The 24,239-nt window shown below is 29.3% G+C and carries 22 protein-coding genes; 11 read left to right on the forward strand and 11 right to left on the reverse strand.

What is annotated here, in order from left to right; translation table 11 throughout:
• Positions 1–12: 12 nt before the first annotated feature.
• Together BUA90_RS10030 and BUA90_RS10035 are read left to right on the forward strand one after the other, a co-directional pair.
• Positions 13–483 (forward strand): DsrE/DsrF/DrsH-like family protein, encoded by a 471-nt coding sequence (locus tag BUA90_RS10030; protein ID WP_072968191.1) that lies wholly within the window; start codon positions 13–15, stop codon positions 481–483.
• A 252-nt stretch (positions 484–735) separates the two neighbouring features.
• Positions 736–1,008, forward strand: coding sequence for a metal-sensitive transcriptional regulator (locus BUA90_RS10035; protein ID WP_072968192.1), 273 nt, complete (start codon positions 736–738; stop codon positions 1,006–1,008).
• A gap of 5 nt (positions 1,009–1,013) precedes the next feature.
• Here the strand turns inward: BUA90_RS10035 and BUA90_RS10040 are convergent, their stop codons facing one another.
• A complete protein-coding gene (locus BUA90_RS10040) occupies positions 1,014–1,475 on the reverse strand; it encodes a DUF3189 family protein (RefSeq protein ID WP_072968194.1) in 462 nt (153 codons plus the stop codon).
• 89 nt (positions 1,476–1,564) lie between these two features.
• Positions 1,565–1,807 carry an alpha/beta-type small acid-soluble spore protein gene (locus tag BUA90_RS10045; RefSeq protein ID WP_072968196.1) on the reverse strand — a complete coding sequence of 81 codons (243 nt, stop codon included), beginning with the start codon at positions 1,805–1,807 and terminating at the stop codon, positions 1,565–1,567.
• Between the two features lie 237 nt (positions 1,808–2,044).
• Between BUA90_RS10045 and BUA90_RS10050 the strand changes: the two genes are divergently transcribed.
• The 4 genes from BUA90_RS10050 to BUA90_RS10065 all read left to right on the forward strand — a co-directional run bounded on the left by BUA90_RS10050 (position 2,045) and on the right by BUA90_RS10065 (position 7,080).
• Positions 2,045–3,577: an S-layer homology domain-containing protein gene (locus tag BUA90_RS10050; RefSeq protein WP_072968198.1), complete on the forward strand. Its 1,533-nt coding sequence runs from the start codon at positions 2,045–2,047 to the stop codon at positions 3,575–3,577.
• 165 nt (positions 3,578–3,742) lie between these two features.
• Positions 3,743–4,852 carry a M20/M25/M40 family metallo-hydrolase gene (locus tag BUA90_RS10055; RefSeq protein WP_072968200.1) on the forward strand — a complete coding sequence of 370 codons (1,110 nt, stop codon included), beginning with the start codon at positions 3,743–3,745 and terminating at the stop codon, positions 4,850–4,852.
• Between the two features lie 169 nt (positions 4,853–5,021).
• The gene (locus tag BUA90_RS10060) at positions 5,022–6,479 is read left to right on the forward strand and encodes an aminotransferase class I/II-fold pyridoxal phosphate-dependent enzyme (RefSeq protein ID WP_278302606.1); all 1,458 of its coding nucleotides are present in this window, start codon (positions 5,022–5,024) and stop codon (positions 6,477–6,479) included.
• A 139-nt stretch (positions 6,480–6,618) separates the two neighbouring features.
• Positions 6,619–7,080: a hypothetical protein gene (locus BUA90_RS10065; protein ID WP_072968202.1), complete on the forward strand. Its 462-nt coding sequence runs from the start codon at positions 6,619–6,621 to the stop codon at positions 7,078–7,080.
• A 243-nt stretch (positions 7,081–7,323) separates the two neighbouring features.
• Here BUA90_RS10065 and BUA90_RS10070 read toward each other — a convergent pair whose 3' ends face one another.
• The 7 genes from BUA90_RS10070 to BUA90_RS10100 form a co-directional block, all read right to left on the reverse strand.
• The gene (locus tag BUA90_RS10070) at positions 7,324–8,169 is read right to left on the reverse strand and encodes a DMT family transporter (protein WP_072968204.1); all 846 of its coding nucleotides are present in this window, start codon (positions 8,167–8,169) and stop codon (positions 7,324–7,326) included.
• 172 nt (positions 8,170–8,341) lie between these two features.
• Complete coding sequence (locus BUA90_RS10075) at positions 8,342–9,127, reverse strand: ABC transporter ATP-binding protein (protein ID WP_072968206.1); 786 nt, start codon at positions 9,125–9,127, stop codon at positions 8,342–8,344.
• Positions 9,124–10,197, reverse strand: a complete 1,074-nt coding sequence (locus BUA90_RS10080; protein WP_242945081.1) for a FecCD family ABC transporter permease — start codon at positions 10,195–10,197, stop codon at positions 9,124–9,126. The genes BUA90_RS10075 and BUA90_RS10080 overlap by 4 nt, the downstream gene beginning before the upstream one ends.
• The gene (locus BUA90_RS10085; protein WP_072968208.1) at positions 10,190–11,359 is read right to left on the reverse strand and encodes an ABC transporter substrate-binding protein; all 1,170 of its coding nucleotides are present in this window, start codon (positions 11,357–11,359) and stop codon (positions 10,190–10,192) included. The genes BUA90_RS10080 and BUA90_RS10085 overlap by 8 nt, the downstream gene beginning before the upstream one ends.
• A 737-nt stretch (positions 11,360–12,096) precedes the next feature.
• The gene (locus tag BUA90_RS10090) at positions 12,097–12,666 is read right to left on the reverse strand and encodes a YhcN/YlaJ family sporulation lipoprotein (protein ID WP_072968210.1); all 570 of its coding nucleotides are present in this window, start codon (positions 12,664–12,666) and stop codon (positions 12,097–12,099) included.
• Between the two features lie 229 nt (positions 12,667–12,895).
• Complete coding sequence (mgsA, locus tag BUA90_RS10095; protein ID WP_072968212.1) at positions 12,896–13,300, reverse strand: methylglyoxal synthase; 405 nt, start codon at positions 13,298–13,300, stop codon at positions 12,896–12,898.
• A 42-nt stretch (positions 13,301–13,342) separates the two neighbouring features.
• A complete protein-coding gene (locus tag BUA90_RS10100) occupies positions 13,343–13,951 on the reverse strand; it encodes a DNA-3-methyladenine glycosylase (RefSeq protein ID WP_072968215.1) in 609 nt (202 codons plus the stop codon).
• A 190-nt stretch (positions 13,952–14,141) separates the two neighbouring features.
• On the opposite strand from BUA90_RS10100, the gene BUA90_RS10105 reads away from it, so the two are divergent.
• Together BUA90_RS10105 and BUA90_RS10110 are read left to right on the forward strand one after the other, a co-directional pair.
• A complete protein-coding gene (locus tag BUA90_RS10105) occupies positions 14,142–14,849 on the forward strand; it encodes a lysophospholipid acyltransferase family protein (RefSeq protein ID WP_072968217.1) in 708 nt (235 codons plus the stop codon).
• A 70-nt stretch (positions 14,850–14,919) separates the two neighbouring features.
• Positions 14,920–15,468: an RNase H family protein gene (locus tag BUA90_RS10110; RefSeq protein WP_072968227.1), complete on the forward strand. Its 549-nt coding sequence runs from the start codon at positions 14,920–14,922 to the stop codon at positions 15,466–15,468.
• Positions 15,469–15,600: 132 nt separating this feature from the next.
• Here BUA90_RS10110 and BUA90_RS10115 read toward each other — a convergent pair whose 3' ends face one another.
• Complete coding sequence (locus BUA90_RS10115) at positions 15,601–16,050, reverse strand: hypothetical protein (protein ID WP_072968229.1); 450 nt, start codon at positions 16,048–16,050, stop codon at positions 15,601–15,603.
• Between the two features lie 92 nt (positions 16,051–16,142).
• Positions 16,143–20,423: an acyl-CoA dehydratase activase gene (locus BUA90_RS10120; protein WP_072968231.1), complete on the reverse strand. Its 4,281-nt coding sequence runs from the start codon at positions 20,421–20,423 to the stop codon at positions 16,143–16,145.
• An 849-nt stretch (positions 20,424–21,272) separates the two neighbouring features.
• Between BUA90_RS10120 and BUA90_RS10130 the strand changes: the two genes are divergently transcribed.
• From BUA90_RS10130 to atoD, 3 genes are read left to right on the forward strand one after another with little or no spacing between them, the layout of a single operon-like run.
• Positions 21,273–22,631 carry an aspartate aminotransferase family protein gene (locus tag BUA90_RS10130; RefSeq protein ID WP_072968235.1) on the forward strand — a complete coding sequence of 453 codons (1,359 nt, stop codon included), beginning with the start codon at positions 21,273–21,275 and terminating at the stop codon, positions 22,629–22,631.
• Between the two features lie 46 nt (positions 22,632–22,677).
• The gene (locus BUA90_RS10135) at positions 22,678–23,493 is read left to right on the forward strand and encodes a beta-keto acid cleavage family enzyme (RefSeq protein ID WP_072968237.1); all 816 of its coding nucleotides are present in this window, start codon (positions 22,678–22,680) and stop codon (positions 23,491–23,493) included.
• Between the two features lie 49 nt (positions 23,494–23,542).
• On the forward strand, positions 23,543–24,196 hold the full coding sequence (gene atoD, locus BUA90_RS10140; RefSeq protein WP_072968239.1) for an acetate CoA-transferase subunit alpha: 654 nt from the start codon (positions 23,543–23,545) through the stop codon (positions 24,194–24,196).
• The last annotated feature ends 43 nt before the right edge of the window (positions 24,197–24,239 follow it).

The raw sequence follows: 24,239 nt of genomic DNA on the forward strand, positions 1-24,239 counted from the left end.
AGAGGTGAAATTATGGCAAAAAAGACTATGGTTGTCTTTAGTGGCGATTTAGATAAAGTTATGGCAAGTTTTATAATTGCCAATGGTGCAGCTGCTATGGGCGATGAAGTAACTATGTTCTTTACATTTTGGGGATTAAATGCTTTAAGAAAGGCAAAAAAGGTTAAAGTTAAGAAAGATTTTATGGAAAAAATGTTTGGCTGGATGATGCCTAGAGGGGCAGATAAGCTGGGACTGTCTAAAATGAATTTTGGCGGTATGGGTGCTAAAATGATGAAAAGCATTATGAAAAAGAAAAATGTAAATAGTCTTCCAGAGCTTATAGAGATGGCTCAAATGATGGGTGTGAAAATAGTAGCTTGTACTATGTCTATGGATGTAATGGGTTTAAAAGAAGAAGAACTTATTGATGGTATTGAATTTGCAGGAGTTGCATCTTATTTAGGTGAAGCAGATGAAGCAAATGTAAATTTATTTATTTAATAAATAGAATATAAAAATTAAAGAGGGGGATTGGCCTCTCTTTTTTATTGCTTATAATTTCAGATATTTTTGTAAAAAATTACAAAGCTAAATTTAATTAAATTTGAGCAATATAATAAATTACAAACTATTTTTATTAAAAATTTTGGAATATGGAACATGTAACTTGTAATTGAAAGAGTATCGAAGACGCATTTATGTATTTATGATATAATATCGATTAATATAAGTAGTGAGAAAGGAGAGAGTGCATTGCCTAATGAAGTTTCAAAGAAGAATATAATAAATAGATTGAGAACAGTTAAAGGTCATATTGCAGGGATAGAGAAGATGATTGAAGAAGGAAAAAGTTGTGAAGATATATTAATACAAATAGCTGCTATCAAATCTTCTATTCATAAGATAGGAATGCTTATGGTTGAAGAACATGCTTTAGATTGTCTACTCAATGCAGAAGATGGAAAGCCACTAGATAGGGAAAAAGTTGAAAGGGTAATAAAGACATTAATCAACTATGTAAAATAAGCACCTTAATTAGGTGCTATTTTAATTTTTACTTTGTTAACTAAATTTAAAATATTTTTATAAGTTTTCATAGTTCCATAAGCTACTAAAGGTCTTCCAAAGAAAATCATTCCAAATCTTCGTGAGCTTCCTCCACCTATTTTCATCAATAAATTTACAGTTGGAGAAGTATCTACTAACAAAATTTCATTTTCATCTATTCCAGCCATAGTAGGAATAGAACGTATGGCATTTGTAACGGGATGTCCATGATAAAGTCTACTTAATGTATAAACTCTGTTGCCAAATTCATCTATACCATGAAGTATTAATCTTCCTATTTGTTTGGATTTTAATTTGTCAAACATGGGGACATTTAAAATTTCTTGTATAGTTGGAACTTTATCTTTTGGAAGTTTATTTAAATGTATATAAGTAGCAATTACAGCAGAATGAGTACCGCCTACATCATGATAAATTATATTCATAGCATTTTCCTCCGCATTAGGAATTAATATATACTATATAAAACAAAACTTCCTTATATTTACTAAGGAAGTTTTGTTTTATATAGTTTTTATTTACCACTTAATTGTTTTTCAGCCATTTCAACTAGACGTTTAGTCATATATCCACCAACATAACCATTTTGTCTAGCTGTTAAATTCCCTTTGTCTATTGTTTGATAATTAGAAAGACCTAATTCATTTGCAATTTCATATTTCATTTGATTTAAAGCTGCTTTAGCTTCAGGAACTACTTTTTTATTATATGTTGCCAAAATTATCAACTCCTTATATATTAGTATTTTGTTTTGCATTAATAGTATTAGAAAAAGTAAGTATATAAATACGATGTAATTTTTAGAAAAGCAGTAAAAGATATAAAAAAGTGTATTATTTAGCTAGATGTTAAAGAAATAACTATAATATTATGGAAAAATATACAATATTGTGATAAAATGATATGGAAATTAATATAGTAAGTAAAGTTACTATATTATGATTTAATAAATATAAATTTATTTTATGCAGGTAATTAAAAGGAGGAAGAGAAGATGAAAAAGGTGTCAGTTTTATTAATAGGATTACTTGTAGCAATTATGCCACTTATAGTATTTGCAGAAAAAGATGCAAATATTACTAAAGCAGAGTTTGTTAAAAAAGTAGTAAAAGCTAGAAACTTAGAATTAGAAGAAGTGCTACAGTCGTCATTTGAAGATGTTACTAATCCAGATTATATAAATTATATTGAGACGGCTTTTAAGGCAGGAATAATATCTGGTTCTAATAAAAAATTTAATCCTGAAGATGTTTTAACAAAAGAACAAGCTATCGTTATACTTGTGAAAGCATTTGGAGAAAAGGGAAAAGTAAATAGTGTAACTAAAGATACACTTGATAATCAGCTAAAATTTATTGATAAAAATAAAATTACTCCATGGGCTCAAAATTATATAGCTTATGCACTTGAAAGTGGAATAGTAAAGGAATCAGAAAGTTTTTTACATCCAAAGATGTTAGTTACTGAAGAATTAGCAGATAAGATGATACAGCAAGCTAAAAATGTATTTGAAAAGAAATATATGCGTGATGGAATGAGTGCTGCAGATATGCTTGTAATGGTAAATGAAAAGATTATGAAGTATAAAACGTACAAGCAAAAAGGCAATATGAATATGAAAATGAGTGTAAAAGTGGAAGGGCTTCCAGAGGAAGTATATAAAGAAGATTTAGAATTGCAAAACCTTTTAAAACAGGGTATGAATATGGTAGTTAATATAGAATCACAGGTGCAAAATCCTGATAAGTCTTATGTAAAAGAAAGCATTGAATATGATAATGAAGAATTAGGCAATCAAAATATGGAGATTTTTATAGATGGCTCATATATGTATAGTAAAACAAATGATACAGAAAAATGGACAAAGCAAGATATTGGTGGATTAATGAAACAGATAAAATCTTTATATGGCAGTAATGAACCTTATAACATGAGCAGTTTTAATAAACAGCAATTAGAAGCTTATAAAGATTATGCAGTTTTTGGGGAAGATGTAAAAATAGATGGTAAAGATTATTATGTAATAAAAATAGATTTAGATAAAGAAACGTATAGAAAATTGTATAAAGAGATGATTGATAAGATTTTAGATTCTATGATAGAATTGCAAAAACAAAATCAAGATAAAAACTCATCAGAGCAGGGTCAAATGTCAATAGATATGCTTAAACAAATAGTTAAGCAGATAACTGAACAAATGGAAGTTGAGGTAAGCTATAAGTTTTATATCAATAAAGAAACAAAAAATTATGAAATGGTAGACTTAGTACAAGATGTTTATATGCCTATGGATAATCTTCTTAAAATGCTAATGCAAACTATGGAAGAAGGAAAAGAAAAAGAACAATTAAAAAATGTTAAAATAACAATGAATAGTCATTTTGATGGTAGATTTAAATTATATGATTTTAATGGAGAAGTTTCATTCCCAGAAATAAAGCCAGAAGATATAGCTGATAGTATTCAGATAGGCAATATTCCAGTACAAGAAGATATACAACAAGATGTTAATAAAGATAGTTTTTAAAAACCCCTTCTTAAAGGGGTTTTTTCTTGAATGTTTTGCTTTATAACTAAAAAAGAAAATTATAAATATAACAAAAAATTCATATAATATGGTTTATATTAATAGTAAAATAAAATTGAAAAGGTTTTCTTTGAGAATATATGTTGCTGTGGAGGGTTATTAACAATGGTTAACAAAGAAAGATTAGTAAATGAGTTTATGAAGTACGTACAAATTGATAGTTTAACTAGAAGTGAAGGAAATTTTGCTAAGTTTATTTCAGAGGAGCTTGAAAAACTTGGATTAGAAGTTATTTTTGATAATGCAGGTGAAAAGATAGGTTCTGATACGAATAACATCATTGCTACATTAAAGGGAGATAAGAATGGAGAGCCTATTATGTTTTGCTGCCATATGGATACAGTTACTCCTGGAGAAGGTATTAAACCTGTAATCAAAGATGGAGTAATTTATAGTGATGGAACTACTATTTTAGGTGGAGATAATAAAGCTGGGATAGCTGCAGTTATAGAGGCTCTTAAAGTGATTAAGGAACAGAATATTTCTCATAGTGACATTGAAATAGTATTTACTATAGCTGAAGAAGGCGGTCTTAACGGTTCTAAAAATTTAGACTATTCAAAGATAAAATCTAAAAGGGCATATGTATTAGATAGTGGTGGAGAACCGGGAGAAATAATTATAAGGGGACCAGCTCAGGATAAAATTGATGTAAAAATAAAAGGGAAACCAGCTCATGCAGGAGTTTGTCCAGAAGAAGGTATAAGTGCTATACAAGTAGCAGCTGCGGCTATAAGTAGAATGAAGCTTTTAAGAATAGATGAAGAGACTACTGCAAATATAGGAGTTATAAATGGTGGTAAAGTAACTAATATAGTTACTCCAGAAGTAGAAATTAAAGCAGAAGCTAGAAGTTTAAGTGTTGAAAAGTTAGACAAACAGACTACTCATATGATAGAATGTTTTAAAAATGCAGCAGAGGAATTTGGAGCACAGGTAGAAATAGAAACTTCTAGGGCATATGGAGCATTTAGAATAGATGAAAATGATGAAATAGTTGAGCTTGTTAAAAAGGCTTGTAAAAATATTGGACTTAAAGCTTATACAAATTCTACAGGTGGTGGAAGCGATACGAACATACTTAATGTAAATGGAATCAAGGCTGTTAATTTAGGTATTGGAGAAAGAAAGCCTCATACATTAGAAGAACATCTGCGAATAGAAGACCTTGTAAATACTTCAAGACTTGTTCTTGAAATAATCAAGTTAGCTTAATAAATTAAAAAGCTTCAGTAAATAGTGTTTTACTGAAGCTTTAATTTTTGTATAATTGTAAAAAAATAAGTATTGAATTTTTATTTAAAATATAATTAAAATATATCTAATGAATAATTATAAGTGTTTAAATCGAATTGATGGTTAGGCATGGAAGGATGTGGTAGGATTGAAAATACTAGACCAAAATAGAGCTCCACTCTTTGAAGCTATGAGAGAATATCATAGAAAAAATGTGGTTCCATTTGATGTACCGGGACACAAGCATGGGATAGGTATACCAGAAATGGTAGATTACTTTGGAAGGACAATGTTAGAATTAGACGTAAATGCTATGAAATGTCTAGATAATATTTGTAATCCAATAGGAGTAATAAAGGAAGCTGAAGATTTAGCTGCTAAAGCCTATGGAGCAGATAATGCATTTTTTTTAGTAAATGGTACAACTTCTGGAGTGCAAGCAATGATTATGAGCATATGTAATCCGGGAGATAAAATTATTCTTCCACGTAATGCACATAAATCAGCAATTACTGCCCTTATATTAAGTGGTGCTGTTCCTGTATATATTCAGCCAGAAATAAATGAAGAATTAGGAATAGCTATGGGTGTGAGTTTAAAATCAGTAAAAGAGGCTATTGAGAAACATCATGATGCAAAGGCTATTTTTATTATAAATCCAACTTACTATGGAGCTGTTTCCGACTTGAAAGCTATAGTAGAAATGGCACATAAATATGAAATGGCTGTTTTAGTAGATGAGGCCCATGGAGCTCATATGAAATTTCATAATGAATTGCCAATGGAAGCTATGGATGTTGGAGCTGACATGTGTGCAGTAAGTACACACAAAACAGGAGGTTCTCTTACACAGAGTTCTTTATTATTGCTAAGAGAAGGATTTGTTGATGCAAAAAAGGTTAAAACAACTTTAAACCTTACTCAAACGACAAGTGCTTCATATCTTTTAATGGGAAGTATAGATATAGCTAGGAAGCAGCTTGCAACTAAAGGTAAAGAAATGCTAGATAATGTTTTAAATCTTGTGAGATGGGCAAGATGTGAGATAAATAAAATAGAAGGATTATATGCCTTTGGAAAGGAACTTGTAGGTACTATAGGTGTGTATGACTTTGATGAGACAAAGCTGGGAGTAAATGTTAGAAATTTAGGACTTACTGGTTTTGAAGTTTATGATATATTAAGGGATGAGTATAATATTCAAGTAGAACTTGGCGATATGTATAACATTCTTGCAATAGTAAGTTTAGGAGATACTAAAGAGTCGCTTGGGGCGTTGATAGAAGCTTTAAAAAGTATATCGGTAAAATATAAAAGAGATAAAAAAATAACTTTAAAAAAGAGTATTCTTAAAAATCCGGAGGTTATAGTATCTCCAAGAGATGCATATTATAGTAGAAAAAAAATAGTAAAATTTGAAGATGCAGCAGGGGAAGTAAGTGGAGAATCTATTATGGCATATCCACCGGGAATACCTGTAGTTGCTTTAGGAGAACGTATAACAAAGGAAATGATTGAATATGTCAATGAAATGAAAAAAAAAGAGAGTCTTCTTCAGGGAACAGAAGACCCGTATGTAAACTATATAAAAGTACTTGGAGTATAGTTAATGAGCAGCTCTTATTTAGAGCTGTTTTTTTGTTTTTAATGAGAATAAATAAGAAATATAATGATTATTATAATAATGAGATTAGAAAATATAGTATTTATATTTACTGCAAATAAATATTTAGGAGGAATTTTAAATGAAAAATTTGAGATTGTTGTCGCAAAATGCAGTAGAAGTTAATATAAGTAGTGAAGATATAAAAAATATGATAGAGAGTTTTGAAAGTGTAGAGGAAGTAAGGGATATAAGCGATATGTTTAGTGAGGAAGTTTTAGGATATGATATAAATTTAAATGGTGATTATATTGAAATGATATTAAAAGAACAATTGGAGAATTTTTCATTTGATTTAGATGATGAAATTAGTGAGATATTATTTGAACAGGCTCAATATATTGGTGATATAATGGTAGACAACTTAAAAGAGTACATTGAAGATAGATATAGAATTGAGGATTTTCAAAGTGCTTATGATGTTTATAAGGCAGATATAAATGAAGGAATAGGTTTAACGCTTACATTATCTTTTGGAAAAGTTAAACATGGAAAGTTATATGAATTGGCAAGTAATTTTAATAAAAATTCAGGATTAAGATGAAAAAAGTGGCAGTAAAAAATCTGTCAAGATTTGATGTGGGAGTGTATTTCAATCTTGACAGATTTTTAAGTTTTAATATTTTTTACCTCTACTTTATTATATTTTATATTGTGAACTATTACCATATTATCATAACAAAATAGAAAAAATGGTTAATTTTTAGGTATCAAACTTAAAAATTAAAGACATAATATTTCATAATCATAAAAAAAGAGAGTTTTCACTCTTATTGTACTTTCATATTTAGCTTGTTATTTTTTGTTTTTTCCATGATTGAACTATACAAGCAGTGACAATAAGTATTCCTCCTAAAACAGTTAGCATATCTGGCACTTCTGTCCAAAATAAAAATCCCCACATTCCATTAAAAACAATGCCTATATAACGAGTTATAGCTACAACAGCAGCCTTCTCGTGAGTAAAAGCTTTAGTTAAAAATACTTGTCCCAATAAAGAAACACTTCCAATGCATACAAGATAAAAAAGTTCACGAGCTGTTGGTATAGTAAAATCATTCCACATAAGGGGAACAGATACTAATGTAGCTGTTGCAAGAAAATAAAAAATAATCTCATAGGCATGGTGTTTTTTACTCAAATAACGTATAGTTATTGATGCACCTGCTGAAAATATAGCACTAACAATACCGAACAATGCATATATAGAGTAAGTGGAATAATTAAATGGTTGAATAACTAATATAGCACCCAAAATAACAATTGGAAGCAAATAAATTGTTTTTTTGGATATTTTCTCCTTAAGGAAAATAACTGAAAAAATAATTACAAAGAAAGGTGATAAATGTACCAATATACTTGCATCTGCTAGAGGTATTTTAGAAATAGTATAAAAATAAGCAAGTAGATAAAGAGAACCCAAAACACCTCTTAATATAAGCAACGGTATATCTTTTCTCAAAAATTCAACTTTATCATATTTCATTATTAAATAAATAAGAATAGTTCCTATAATACTTCTAAAAAATACAACCTCCGAATAGGGAATTGATAAACTGACTGCTTTTACAAAGGCATTCATAATACTAAAAACAAGTGATGATAGAATAGCAAGAATTACACCGTTTTTCATTTTTTTCTCCTTTTCTTTAAATATAATATTTACTCCATATTCTAATACTACAAAGATTTTCCCTTTATAATCCAATATCTGAGAGTAATTTGTTTTTTAAAAATCAAATACTCTCAGATATCGATATGCAAATTTATTAAAATATATTTGAGTTATTTTTATATATAAAGAATTATGCAGTATATTCTAGTTGTTTAATCTTGCAAGGTCTTATTGGAGTTACTGTAGTATATCCTTTATTACTAATACTTACGTCTACTTCCACTTGATAAACCTTTTGTAATAAATCTTTCTTTAGTACATCGCTTTGTAGTCCTTCTTTTTCTATATAGCCATTATGTAACAGAAGAATATTATCACTATAACGTGCTACTAAAGCAAGATCATGAAGCACTGCCATTGTAATAATTCCTTCTTGTTTTGTATATTGTTGTGCTACATCAAGGACTTGAAGTTGATGCCTAAGATCAAGTGCACTGGTAGGTTCATCTAGTAGCAATACTTTTGGTTTTGAAACTAATGCCTGAGCCATTGTTACTAACTGACGTTGGCCTCCACTTAGTCTGCAAAATGGCCTATTACTAAGAGATAATAATCCAAGCCTATCTAGCATTTGTGTTACTGCATCAAGATGATGCTTTTCTACCTTCCAATTAAGTTCTTTTACTCTTCCTAATAAAACCATTTCAAATACAGATAACGTGGTAGTTGTTGTAGACATTTGTGGTACATAAGCAATTTTATTTTTAGAAATCGGTTGCCCATCTGAATCTTCTAAAGTTACTTTTCCTTTATATTTAATCAAATGTGCAATTGCTTTAATCATAGTAGTTTTACCTGTACCATTAGGTCCTATAACTGATGTCATTTCACCACCCTTAAGGGTATAAGAAACATCCTTAATTACTGGTTTGTTTTGATAACTAACAGCAAGATTTGAAACTTTCATTTTTATCATCTTACTTCAGACCTCCTTAAAATTAAGTAGAGTAAGAATGGTACTCCTACTAATGATGTTACAATTCCAATAGGTACTATGATTCCAGGCACAACTATTTTGGCTATAATTGAAGCTGTAAGCATTAAAAGTGCACCAAACAATGCTGATAAAGGAGATAAGTAACGCTGATCTTCACCTACTAGTAAACGAGCAAAATGTGGAGCTACCAAACCAATAAATCCAATTGTTCCTACAAAGGCAACTGCTCCTGCTGTAAGCACTGCACTAATGATAAATACATGTAGACGCAATTTATCTGTATTAACTCCAAGACTTCTTGCTCTCTCTTCACCTGCTGAAAGAGAGGTAAGCTTCCAAGCATAACGAGATAAAACTAAAGAACCTGTGATAAAAATCACACCACTTACAACAACACCTGTCCAAGTAGATTTTAACAAGCTACCAAACATCCAAAAAACAATTTCTTGAGCTACTTCTGGTGTAGCACTAAACTGAATTAAGGATTGCAAAGCTTGAAAGAAAAAGTTAATAACAATCCCAAATAGAACCATGGTCTTTGAGTCTATTCCCTTGATTTTTCCTAATATATACATAGTCAAACAAGCAGCACACGACATAATAAAAGCCGATAAAGGAACACTAATCCATAATGCATTTTTAACAGGAAAGCCTGTAAGATAAGCTAAGGCTGCACCGAAACCTGCTGCAGCAGATATTCCAAGAGTATAAGGACTTGCAAGAGGGTTTCCTAAAATCGTTTGCATTTGTGTTCCAGCCATACCTAATGATGCTCCAACACAAATACAAGTCATAGTCATAGGTAATCTTACAGACCATACAATAGCAATACTTAATCCTTTTGCATCAGGACCTTGTTTTATAGCATTTATAACATCGCTTATGCTCAACCATGCTGGACCAACCATTACATCAATTATTAGCCCTACTAACATACTTGCTAATATGGAAAAAAATATAATTTTACGTTTTTGATTGATTTTTCTATAAACACTTTTTCCGTCAATGCTGTGATTACGTTTTTGCATTACAGCACTTGAATTATTCATTATCTGCCCTCCACTTTGTCATAAAGTTTCCATTCGCATCAATTCCAGGAATATACTTTTCATAAAAAGCATTGTGGTTTTTTATTGGATCTACATCTTCAAATGCTTCAGGATATAAAGCTTTTCCAATATATTGTAAATAAACATAATCATATAAACTTCTTAGTCCAGAATGATCCATACAATAAACTTCTTTATTTTTAATAGCAGTTAATCTCTCCCAACCAGGACGATTAGGATACTCTTTAAGTTTTTCTTGAGTTTCCTCATCATCAACATTAAATCCCATTGGGATAAAATCTTTACTTGGATCACTAAAAGTTAAACCTGCAAAGAAAATTACTTCTGGATCAACTGCTAATATATACTCAGGATTTAATGGACCATAACTCTTAATTTTTCCAGCAGCAATATTTTTTCCACCTGCTAATTTTACAAGATTTCCCCACATATAGTTTCCATAGCTATTTCCATATACTTTAGCACCTTTGTTAGCTAATTCAATATACACACGTTTAGGGGAATTTTTATATTTTTCTACACGTTTTTGAACATCTTTTACTGCTGCTACATATTCATCTGCAAGTTGTTTTGCACGTTCTTCTTTTCCCATTACTTTTCCTATGATTTCAGTGCTGGCAACGTGTTTTTCAACAGTTTGTGCATTATAATCTACAACAACTACTGGAATTCCAGCAGCTTCAAGTTTTTGAATATTTTCTCCTAATGTTTCATATTGAAATGGTGCTAAAATAGCTACATCTGGATTTGCATTGATTAATTTTTCCATACTAAATTTACCACAATAAATAGAACCTGAATCTATTATATCCTTAAGTTCTGGCATATCTTGTTCATATTTTACATATTGAGAATAAAAAAAGTCTCTCCACTCTCCTTTTGACATAACAGCTACTTTATCAAAAGATCCATTTATAGCAAGAAAGCTTTCAAAGTAAAACCCAAGAAACACTCTTTCAGCTGGCTTCTCTAATACAATTTCTCTACCTAATATATCCTTAAATCTAATTTCTTTTTTTTCTTCATTTGCTACTTGTACTGTATTTGCTTCATTTGTTACTGTTTCTTGACTGCTACAGCCTATTAATCCTAATGATGATATTATTACAATTAAAAATAAGTATAATTTTAGTTTTTTCATATTATTCTCCACCTTTTCATAATATTTTTTAATATAAATTTTATTCAAGTTTTAAAATTTTTTACTTTTAAAAAATATATTCCTCCACCTCCTTTTTTCTATTTAGATGATTCATTATTCTTTTATCACACAGTTGATTATTAATTATAATCATATAATGAATTTCATTATATAAAGATAATGAAATTCATTATCATTTTTTCAATTCAAACTATACCAATATTGTTTATTTATGTCAATAAAAATTTTAAAATATATATAGATTTTTAATAGATTAAATTATTGGTTTAAAAAGAATAAATTTAAAGAAGTATTAACTAAAAGAAGTAAAAATGTCATGTATTGATGCTGTTAAGAGATGTTTGAGTAATTACTAGACTACTATTTGTTAAAGATTTGATATAAGTAACAGAGGAGCAAAAAGAAAAAATTAAACGGTTGAGAGAACAGGGTATAGGATATAAAAAATTATAAATTTTGAAATGTAAGATATTAATACAGGAAGAATTTCTATATAATATATACTGTGTTTTTAATGTGGTAAAGAAATTAAACAGAATAGAATGATAGAAAGAGAAAGTATTGTTCTATGGAATGTAAGCCATCTATTTTGATAATACAGTTCAAGTGATATTGATTATTATTTTTGAGAAATTGTATAAGCTCCTTTCTGGGTTTATTTTATATTTTTGCCAGAAAGGAGTTTATATTTTTCACTTAAACATAAATTTTTTACACTACCTAAATAAATCTTCAATGTTATTTAATAATACTCTTACTGGTTTACCTAAATCTATATCTCTTGCATAGTTTCTCAATTTACTTACTCTATCTTTATCTACAGTTATATATACTCTTTTAATATTTGGGTCTACTGCTCTACATTTATTTGCTATTTCTGTTCTAAAAGCTGCCATATTAGTTATTTTTGCTTTATCTATAGAGTCTATACCTACATAACAAGTATCCCCTGTTTTAATAACTGTACAATTTTTTACATTTGGCAATTTTTCTACATTAATTTCTATTTTGTCCTCTAAAGCTTTTTGATTAGCTCTTCCAAATCCAATTGGAATATTATCATAAGTTAAATCTCTTCTGTTTAAATTTCTATCCATGTAGCCATACATTCTATTTCTACCAAAATAATCAGAATATCTAGTATCATATCTATTACCACCATAATAATATCTTGTACCATATCTTTCAGGAGTAGGTCGCTGTTGAGGAGCACAACCTATAAATACAATTGATAAAATTAATACTAGAGATATAGCTGTCAGTATAAATTTTTTATTATTGTTCAAGTTCATTCTCCTTTCTTATTTATGAATTTTAGATTTATTATTATAGAATTCAAATCATAATAAATCATTCAATAATATTTTTTGTTTATTTTTTTATAAATATCTGTTGTATTTTTTTCAAATGATTGTATTATTTTTTTAAAATAAATTTTTTTTACTTAAATGTTTTTTATTGTCTTTTTATTACAAATTAAAAACCACAGGTTTGAACCTGTGGTCAATTTATAATTTAATATTTAGATTTGATTTCACGCCAATTTATGCTTTCTTTTCTGTCCATAGCAGTCAGAAGATATTCTGCAGAAGTAATATTTGTTGCAAGAGGGACACTGTGAACATCGCAAATTCTGAGAAGTGCTAAAACGTCAGGTTCATGTGGCTGAGCAGTAAGAGGGTCTCTTAAAAATATTACTAAATCTATATTATCACATGCTACTTCAGAACCTATTTGCTGGTCTCCACCTAGAGGGCCTGAAAGAAATCTCTTTACTTCTAATCCAGTTGCTTCAGCAACTAATTTTCCAGTAGTTCCCGTAGCACAAAGTTCATGATTTTTGAGAATATCTTTATATTTTAATACAAAATCAACCATTTGTTTTTTCTTTTTATCATGTGCTATGAGTGCAATATACAAGTTTATCATCTCCTTTGTTTTGTAAATATGAAACTTGAAAAATTACTTAGATATATATGGATTTTTATCTATAAAAAATCTCCATTCAAAATCTTTAGCTTCTTCTGCATAATCAATATTTATTCTCTTTGAACTTTTTATGTCAAAAGATTTATACCCGTCATCTAATATAAATAATCTATCTTTAGTTAAATCATCTCCATAATTTTTTCTTGTTATATTAAGTGCTTGGCAGAGTTTGCCGGGACCATTCGTTAAATTTTTAAGTTTCCTTTTATCAATTTCATTAATATTTTTTCCATAGCGATTTTTTACCATTTCATCTAATCCTTTTAAAGGTTCTAATGCTCTAATTAAAACAGCAGCACCTTCTCCTTCTTTTCCAGTTACCACATTCATACAATTGTACATTCCATATATGAAATACACGTAAGCATATCCGGGTGGTCCAAACATGATTTTAGTTCTTTCTGTACGGCGATTATTATAGCAATGACAAGCCTTATCTATAGCTCCAATATAAGCTTCTACTTCTACTATTCTTCCCATAACTTCTTTATTTTCATATCTATGAACTAAAATTTTTCCTAAAAGCTTTTTAGCAACTTCAAGAGTATTCCCTTCATAAAAGCTTCTATCTAATTTTTTCACTTACTACATCCCTTCTAATATCTTTTATATAGTATTATAATATAAAAGATATTAAATGTTAATTTAAACAAGCTTTACAAACAATTTTATAAATTATGTCAGCATTATATTCTACTTTTTTTATTATGCTATAATAATATTAAAACTTTTAATGAGAGAGGAGGGGCTGGTTAGTTAGCCAGCTTTAATAATGAGTATATTGCTAAATGCTTTAGCTAAGACAGCAAATATTATTCCGAAAAATATAAGAAAAAATCTGACTAGTAAAGTAATAGATTATTCGCTAAAAAAATATGCAGAAATAGAAGTGGTTAATTTAGATATAGTAGAGAAAAGAAAAAGTATACCTACTATTTATATTGGAAATCATCTTAGTAATATTGATGGGGTAGTTTTAAATAAATTTTTAAAGAATAACAATATAGCTTTTATGGCAGGAGTTAAATTAAGCAAAAATCCTCTTACTAATCTAGTTTTGGAAACGGTAAATACAATATTGATTACTCCAAATTCAGCTGATAAAAAAGCTATTAAAAGTGCTGTAAATCATTTAAAAAATGGAGGGTCAATATTTATATTTCCTGAAGGAACAAGAAGTAGAACGGGTTCTCTAATAAAAGCAAAAAAGGGATTTATTTTATTAGCAAAAATGGCAAATGTAGAAATAGTTCCTGTTGCTCTGGAAGGAACTGAAAAACTTTTACCTATAAATGATGCAAATATGGGAAAGGAAAAATTCAACTATGGAAAAGTAAAAATTACATTTGGAAAACCGTTTTACCTTCCTAAAAAGACTAAAGAAAATAAAGATTATTGGACAGATTTTGCTACTGAATACTCTATGAAAAAAATAGCAGAGCTGTTATCTCCTAAATATCAAGGAGTATATAGAATTTAAAAAAGTTTTAAATAATTTTTTCTATGAAAAATGTTTTGGCTTATAAATAATAAAAGAGAGAGGTTTTTTTATGAGGTTTGTAAATATTTATACTGATGGAGCATGTTCTGGAAATCAAAATGATGAAAATTTTGGAGGATGGGGAGCAATACTAGAGTATGGTGAACATAAAAAAGAAATATTTGGTGGAGAAAAAAATACGACAAATAATAAAATGGAGCTTATGGCTGTTGCTAAAGCTTTAGAAGCATTGAAAAGAGAAGGATTGCATATAAATATATTTTCAGATAGTTCCTATCTAGTAGAATGTTTTACAAAAAAGTGGTATGTAAAGTGGATGCAGAATGGCTGGAAGACTTCACAAAAAACTCCTGTTGAAAATCAAGAACTTTGGAAAAAATTAATTAATTTAATCAAAAAACATTCTACTGTAAATTTTTATAGAGTAAAAGGGCATATTAACTTAAATAATGAATCTCAAATAGAAAAATGGTTTAATAAATTTAAATCATGGAATGGCAATTCTTTTACAAAAGAAGATTTTTTATATATAACTAAAATGAATATACGAGCTGATGAGTTGGCAAATATGGGTATAGATAGCATTAGAAAAAGATAATAGTAAAAGATACATCTTATACTGTATGAAATGATTTAAAAAATTTATTTAGCAAGTGCTGGTTGTTTAAAGCCTTTAAATAATAAAAATGAGCTTCCCAAAACTTTAAAGGGAAGCTGTTTTAACATTTGATTAATATTCTTCTTCCATATGATTCATGTACTTTATTGCATTTAATCTGCATGATTCTGCTTCATACATATTAGCCATGTATTTATACATATTGGCCATATATTTTAAATATTTGTCAGTATACATTTTTTTGGCCATTGGCATAGGATAATTCATATTAGGACCATATGGAGCAGGCATCATATTTTCTTCCATCATAGGATATTGCATAGGAATACCATTTTCCATCATGTAAGGGTGCATACCCATCATATAAGGACACATACCCATCATGGGTTCCATAGTATTATATGGACTTACCATATCTTCTTCCATTATAGGATACTGCATATTCATATATGGATAGAAGCCCATATCTTGATTGTATTGCATATCTTCTGTACTATTCATATAATTTGGAGTATAGTTTTCTTCTTTGCAATCTTTTTTATTTTTATCTTTTTTATTCATTAAAAAGTTCCTCCTTTAAAAAATTAATAATTAATCTTTAATATCAAGATATGAGCTTGTGTGTATATTTGATACTAAAAATTTACAAATTATTAATTAGTGATTTCAAGTATTTTATTTTGAATTCTTTGAACTTGAAGACAGAAAGTTTCAAGCTTAGATTCAACAATTTGAGGAAATGGATTTCCATCAGTTTCAATTGATAAAAATGGAAGATTAGGATAATACTGCATTACTTTTGAAACCAATTCTTTTTTTCTTGAAACATCTAATTTTTTTTCATTTATTTTTTCCTTAATGATAGCTTCAGAAATTCTACTAGGCATACATCCAAAAGGACCTATTGATATGACTCCAGCTACTTCTTCAATAACTTGGAGTATAGCAGTTCCTATTGTTAATATGGCTTCTCCAGTAAGATTTGGAGAAATGATATCAGAAACACTTTCGATTATCCTATCTATGTTTATAGTATGATTTTCATAAAATTTACAAGAGCTAAAGATTTCTTTTATAGTTTTTTCATAGTAATTTTTGAAAAAACCTTGAATATAGCTTTTTAATCTTAAGTCGAAAGTTGAGCCTAATAAAAGCTTATTTTGCATTAAATAGTCGATGTAATATATCCATTCGGATACAGGAGCAGTTTTAATTATGATATTTTTTTCAGCTAATCTTTCTACTAAAAATTGTCTTGAAAAATCATCTCTTCTAACATATATTTCTCCTATCAAAGCAACTTTTGTAGCCGAGTTTATTGAGCATTTTGTTTTTATGGAATTAAGTTTTTTAACAGATTTTTTTAAACTTTCTTTTAGTTTTTTCCAGGATAGAGTAGATATATTTTGAATTATTTCACTGCATACTTCTCTGTATATTTTTAAACCATCATCTTTATTTTTAGATAAAACTAATATACTACTATAAATTTCTTCGAGTATATCAGCTATGATAATTGACTGCCATGTTCTTAATACAAACTTTATTCCAAGTCCTGCATAACTGTTTTCGGATGAGAGAGATAAAATAGCCACATCTTTTAATTGCATTTTTTCAACAATATTTTGCATTAGTATATTATATTGACCAAATCTACAAGGACCTGATGCTTCAGGCATAAAATAAACTAATAGTTCGTTGTCGTTTTTTCTTGTTTTAATGTAATTTATAAGACTTCCAACAGTAAGCATTAAAGGAAGACATTCTTTACATGAAACAAGACCTTGTGCTAATTTTAATTCCTTTTCATTTGGAGCAGGAACTGATGAAGCATTTACCCCCATATATCTAAAGGAAGCAGCTAAAAGCTGAGAACCTATATTGCCCATAGAAGGAATTAAAACATGTACTCTTTTATCTTTTAAATCGTATTTTATACCATTAGAATCTGTTATTTTTAATTTATTATTGTCAATTATAGTTTTTGCAGGAATAAAAGTAGAACTTGCTGCTACTAATTTTTTTGTATTTATTTCCATATAACTTTTAACTACATCTAAAAATGCTTCAATCCTTGTATCTATACCGGCATCAGCAGTATGACTATCTAGTTCTAATGTTAAAGAAGGCTTATCTTCCATAATATTTCTAAAATATCCAACTACAAATGAATCGGGACCACAGCTAAAGTTAGTAATATATACTCCAAATAGATTAGGATGATTTTTTACTATCTTAGCTGCTTTTAATATCATTTGGCCCATTGCCCAATACATGTTTTCAACAGGAGCTATTTTGCCAAAAGGTAGAAAGTCATGAGGAATAATTTTATATCCCCTAGAAGCAAATTTATGAGGTATTCCCATATTGGCTAGTTTTGCAAAGGCATTATAAGGTCTGCCAAATAATACGATACCTATTTCATTTGATTGTTCTAGTTTTTTTAAAAATTTTTCACCTATTTCTTGACATTCTTTTTCAAAGTTTAATTGTTCATTTACAGCTATTTCAAAGGCTTTTTCTGATAGTTGAGTATTAAATCCAAGTTTTTTACCGATATTTATAAAAATGGATTTTACGTTGTTATATCCACCAGACAATTCCAATACAGGGCTTATTACAGTTTTTTCATTTAGCTTTTTAAAGGCAGTTTTAAGATAGTATGGTTCGCCTTGAACGAAAGGGCATGCGTAGCTGTATTTAATGTTATTTTCAATATGTATAGATTTTACATGAGGCAAGAAAATTATGTCTGGATTTTTCTTTAAAAGGCTGCTTATAGCTCCATGTGAGATTTCTATTGGATAGCAAAAAGATGCTCCTTTTTTTTCTATTCCTGTATTATCGATAGTATCAGGAGTTATTACATCATAGCCTAAAGCAGTAAAAAAATTATAGTATAGAGGAAAAAATGTGTTTACAAGTAGTGAATTATTAATTCCAACTGTTTTTCCTTGAGATTTAACAAGTTTTTTGGCTCTAGATTTACTGTATTTTTCAAAAACTAGGTATTCTCTATATTTGACGAGATTGAGATTTTTAGTATCATATTCTTTTTTGTTTTGTAAAAGATTGTAGTATTTATTACAAGCTCCACCAAAGGGATAAATTTTATCGTTTATTACGATTCTATTTATGCTGCATTTGCGGTCGCATTTTTCTTTTCCGCCATTACAAATAAATGGTTCTTTATAAATGACATTACGGTTAGCTAGTTCTTTTAAATTAAAGTTTTTTGGCTTAATAAGACCTAAATCTAATTTATCTTTAACTACTAGTGCTACACCAAAAGCTCCCATAAGTCCGGGTTCAGGTGGAACGATAATATCTTTACCTGTAAGAGATGCCATTGCAAGTGGAACGGCTTTGTTATAGCAGACTCCCCCCTGCATAAATACTTTGTTGCCGACTTTGCGGTTTCCTTTTACTCTGTTTATATAATTCATTGCTATTGAGTATACGAGTCCAGCCACAATGTCTTCTGTTTCTATGCCTTCCTGTATTGCATTTTTTATATCGCTGCTGATAAAAGCTGCACATTGGTCGCTGAAGTTTGGTGGTAGAGAGCTTTTTAATGCTATATCGGCTATTTCTAATGTATCTATTCCAAGGGATTCTTTAGCAGCTTCTTCTAAAAATGAACCTGTTCCTGCTGAACAAGCTTCATTCATTGCATAATCACATGGTACACCATTTGTAATATATGTATATTTTGCATCTTGACCGCCTATTTCAAAGATAGTATCTACTTCAGGGTCAAAGTGTACGGCTGCTCTAGCATGTGCTGTAATTTCATTTATAATACTTTCTGTCAGAGCATGCAGTCCTGCTATTTGTCTTCCAGAGCCAGTTACTCCAAGCCCTCTGATTATGACATTATTGCCTACTTCTTTAGCTATTTTATCATAACATTTTCTTGAAGCTCCGATTGGGTCTCCGTTTGTCCTCAGATAACAGCTTGCGAGTATTGCTAAATCCTTTTCTCTTAAAAGAACTGCTTTAGTAGTAGTAGAACCTACATCAAGACCGAGAATACAGACATCACCGGAATGTGCTTTTTCTTTTTTTATATTTTTAAAAGATACTTTATTTTTATAATTTATTAAAGGTGGCAAGAAAGAAAAAGAACTATTTTTCTTATTAAATAGAGTATCTATGTTTTTGATAGGTTTTGTTTTATTTTTTAAGCCCCATAATGCAGCACCTAGAGCTTCGAAACTCGTTGCATATTTTGGAATTTCAATATTTTTAATTTCTTTTTTAAGAAAATCTATTACTACTTTATTTTTTGATACACCTCCAACAATTAATACTTTATTATGTTTTGCACTTTTTAAAAGTTCTAATATTTTAGTTGCCATCATTTTGCATAGACCTGCAACAACTTTTTCTTTTGGAATTCCTTTATTTAGAGCATGAGTACAGTCACTTTTGCAAAATACTGAACATCTTCCTGCTACTTTGTAAGGATTGTTTATATCTGCTTTTTCAATAGCTTCTTCGATACTTAAATTCATTCTCTTTAATTGCTGAAGGAAAAATTCTCCTGTTCCAGAAGCACATTTGTTGCCTGTATATACGTCTATGATTTTTCCTTTATCATCGAGTTTATAAACTATAAAATTCTCTCCACCAGCACTAATTATAATATTGGGGTTAGAGTCTTTTTTACATTCAAATTGATAAGCGTACTCTATGGCTTCTGGTTCTGAAATTGAAGAAGTGTTTAACATAGTTCTTAATTTTTTGCCTGTTACTGTAAATTTATCAATAGAATTTAATAATTCGTTATTAATTAATAATTTTATAGTATTTCTAGGGTTGCCACCATGAGGGACAGATTTAGCTTCTATTATATTGATATGACCATTTAAATCTTCTAAAAGTACAAAGCCAATGTTAGAAGCTCCTATACATAATCCAAGAGATTTCATAATTCCACTCCCATCTGCATAACATCGTCTTATATTAGAATAGATTTTAATTATATTTTAATACAATACAGGCAAATTTATCCATATTTTTCTTATGATTATTATCTAATTTTTTTATATTTATGTATTTATGAAAAGATAGATTATTTAGATAGTGAAGATTAATAGAATTACAAATTAGTTTATCTATTTAGAAAATAAGAAAATGGGATAAAAATTTTGTAATATTATGGAGAAATATGTCGTTTTAAAAAACTTTAGAATATTAATAAAATTTGATATAATTATAGATACAATTGACAATTAAATATTGTTTTTAGAGGATATATTTTACAAAAATGAGATAAAGAATATGGAAGTGGTTAGATAAAAGGGGTGGGTCTTTGAGACATATAAATAATAAACTATTTATTATAATTGAATTTATAGTGCTTCCATTGCTAATTATATATACCCTTTTTATATCAAAAAATATTCAACTTACTAATAAACTTTCTATTGTCTACTTTGGATTGTATCTTATAGATTATCATTATTCTAAAATTCAAAAGTTACTGAAAAAAGTTAAAAAATAAAGAATAAACTTTTAAACTAGGTAAAAACTTACAAAAATATAAGAAAATTATTGATTTTACAAAAAGTTTTGATTATAATTATAGTGTAAGAAAATTTCATACAAGACTGTTTTGTTTACAGTGATGGTGTAAAAAACACTACCACTTAGTAAATAAAATCCAGTGCATTTATAAAGGTTTTCAAACTACCTTTATGTGTACTGGATTTTTTGTTGTTTAATATATTTAAAAAAATAAATAAAATTATATAAAGTTTACTATGGAGGGGATTGATATGAGCAAAAATAAAGCACCAAAAAATCATGTATTTTACAGAAATCAAAATTGGCATTATCCACAAATAGAAAGAGGGGAAGGGATATATCTATATGATAAAGATGGCAGAAAATATATAGATGGGTGTTCAGGGTCTGCAGTAGCTAATATTGGTCATGGTAATAAAGAAGTAGCTGAGTTTGCAAAACAGCATATTGAAAGAATAGCATTTACACATCTTTCAAGGTGGACAGTAGATTCTATAGAAAAATGTGCAGAAAAAATTGCTAATTGGGCTCCTGGAGATTTAAATCATGTATATTTTGTATCTGGTGGTTCAGAAGCTACAGAAACAGCATTAAAAATGGCAAGACAATACTTTGTTGAAAGAGATGGAAAAAATACTTCTAAATGGAAGGTAATATCTAAATGGAATTCTTTCCATGGAAATACTATGGGTGCTTTATCAATGACTGGTATTGTAGGAAGAAGGAAACCTTATGACCCTATATTAATAAATTTTCCTAAAATACCTCAATTTTATCATTATAGAAATCCTTGGGGATGTGAAACTTTAGAGGAAACTAGTATAATGGCGGCAAAAGCGCTTGAAGAAGAAATTTTAAGACAAGGGCCTGAAAATGTGGCAGCTTTCATAACTGAACCTGTTGTCGGTTCGGCAGCTCCGGGGGTACATCCAGAAAAAATATATTTTAAAATGGTAAGAGAAATATGCGATAAATACGATATTCTTTTAATAGTAGATGAAGTTATGGCTGGTTTTGGAAGGACAGGCAAAAAATTTGCTGTAAATCATTACGATATAGTTCCAGATATAATTGCTTGTGCTAAAGGAATGAGCTGTGGTTATACTCCAATAGGAGCAACTATAGCAAATGACAAAGTATTTAATACTATAATGGTTGAAGGTTCTGGACATTTTATACATGGGCATACTTATGCAGGAAATCCTCTTTCATGCGGTATAGCTTATAAAGTAATGGAAATTATTGAAAGAGAAGGTTATGTAGAAAATGCAGCAGAGCAAGGTGAATATTTGATGAATAAACTTAAAGAACTTTATAAATATCCTATTGTTGGAGATATAAGAGGCAAAGGCTTGATGATAGGTATTGAGTTTGTTAAAGATAAAGATACAAAAGAACCTTTTGATACAGCAGTAGGGCTTAAGAATAGGATAACTGTAAATTCTTTAGAAGAAGGATTAGTTGTTTATCCGGGTGGAGGTTCTGTAGATGGGGTACGTGGAGACCATATTCTTATAGCACCACCAATAAATATTACTAAAGAAGAAATAGATGAGTTATTTAATGCACTTGAAAAGGGAATAGAGAAAACTTGTGAAGAAGTATTATAAAAAGAATAAAAATTCCTTAATTTAAAAAAGTGAAAGGAGTTAATTTATGGAAAAGCTGATAATTACAATTGCACCTACGGGAAATGTTCCTACAAAAGAATTAAATCCTCATTCTCCTCTAACTGTAGATGAAATAGTAGAAGATATAAAAAAATGTAGAGAATTAGGTGCTTCAATTGCTCATATACATGTAAGAGATAAAGACCTTAAGCCGACGAGTGATAGAGAAATATTCAAAAAAGTTTTAGATAAATTAGATGAAGAAAATGTTGATATTATAAAACAAGTATCAACTGGAGCTAGAGGTGGAGGAAATACAATTGATTGGAGAGGACAAATGCTTGACTTAAATGTCCATATGGCAAGTCTTTCTACTGGTTCATCTAACTTTCCAACTAGTGTAAATGCCAATTCACCTGAACTTATAGAAGCATTAGCTAAAAAAATGCTTGATAATAATATAAAGCCAGAGATAGAAGTTTTTGATGTAGCAATGATTCATAATGCGGTTAGATTAATGAAAAAAGGGATATTAAAGCCACCTTTACATTTTAATCTAGTTATGAATGTACCGGGTTCTATACCGGGAACGCCTAAAAATCTCATGTTTCTTGTAGAAAGTTTGCCACAAGGCTCTACATGGACTGTTAGCGGTATAGGAAAATCTCAAATTCAAATGATTACTATGGCTATTCTTTTAGGAGGGCATGTGAGAACGGGATTAGAAGATTGTTTATATTATGAAAAGGGGACTTTAGCAACTAATGAAATGCTTGTAAAAAGAGTAGTTAGAATAGCTAAAGAATTAGGTAGAGAAATTGCTACGGTGGAAGAAGCCAAAAATATTCTAAATTTGGTATAATATAAATATAAAATAAAATTCGCAAAAGTTTGAAAATGGGGGTTTGAATATGGAAAAGGTAAGAAGTATTGATGAAGCTGTATCTTGTATAAAAGACGGAATGACAGTCATGATAGGAGGATTTTTAGGAGTAGGAACTCCAGAAAGTTTAGTAGATGCATTAATAGAAAAAGGAGTAAAAGATTTAACAATCATATGTAATGATACAGCATTTCCAGAAGTAGGTATTGGGAAACTCATAGTAAAAAAGATGGTAAAAAAAGTTATAACATCTCATATAGGAACAAATCCTGAAACCGGAAGACAATATAATGAAAAAGAATTAGAAGTAGAATTAGTACCTCAAGGTACATTGGCAGAAAGAATACGCTGCATGGGAGCAGGACTTGGCGGATTTTTAACACCAACAGGCATAGGAACAATAGTAGAAGAAGGAAAAGAAAAAATAACAGTTGAAGGAAGAAAATACATATTAGAACTACCCTTAAAAGCAGATGTAGCACTTATAAAAGGAGAAAAGATAGATAAAAAAGGTAATATATACTATGACAAGGCAGCAAGAAACTTCAATCCCCTTATGGCAATGGCAGCTGACGTAGTAATAGCAGAAGCAGAAGAAATAGTAGAAACAGGAGAAATAGACCCAAATGATGTTATGACACCGGGGATATTTATAGATATGATAGTAAAGGGGGATAAATAAAATGGATAAAAAAGAAATAATAGCTAGGAGAGTAGCAAAAGAA

The organism is Caminicella sporogenes DSM 14501 (assembly GCF_900142285.1).
In the GTDB taxonomy this organism is placed as follows: domain Bacteria; phylum Bacillota; class Clostridia; order Peptostreptococcales; family Caminicellaceae; genus Caminicella; species Caminicella sporogenes.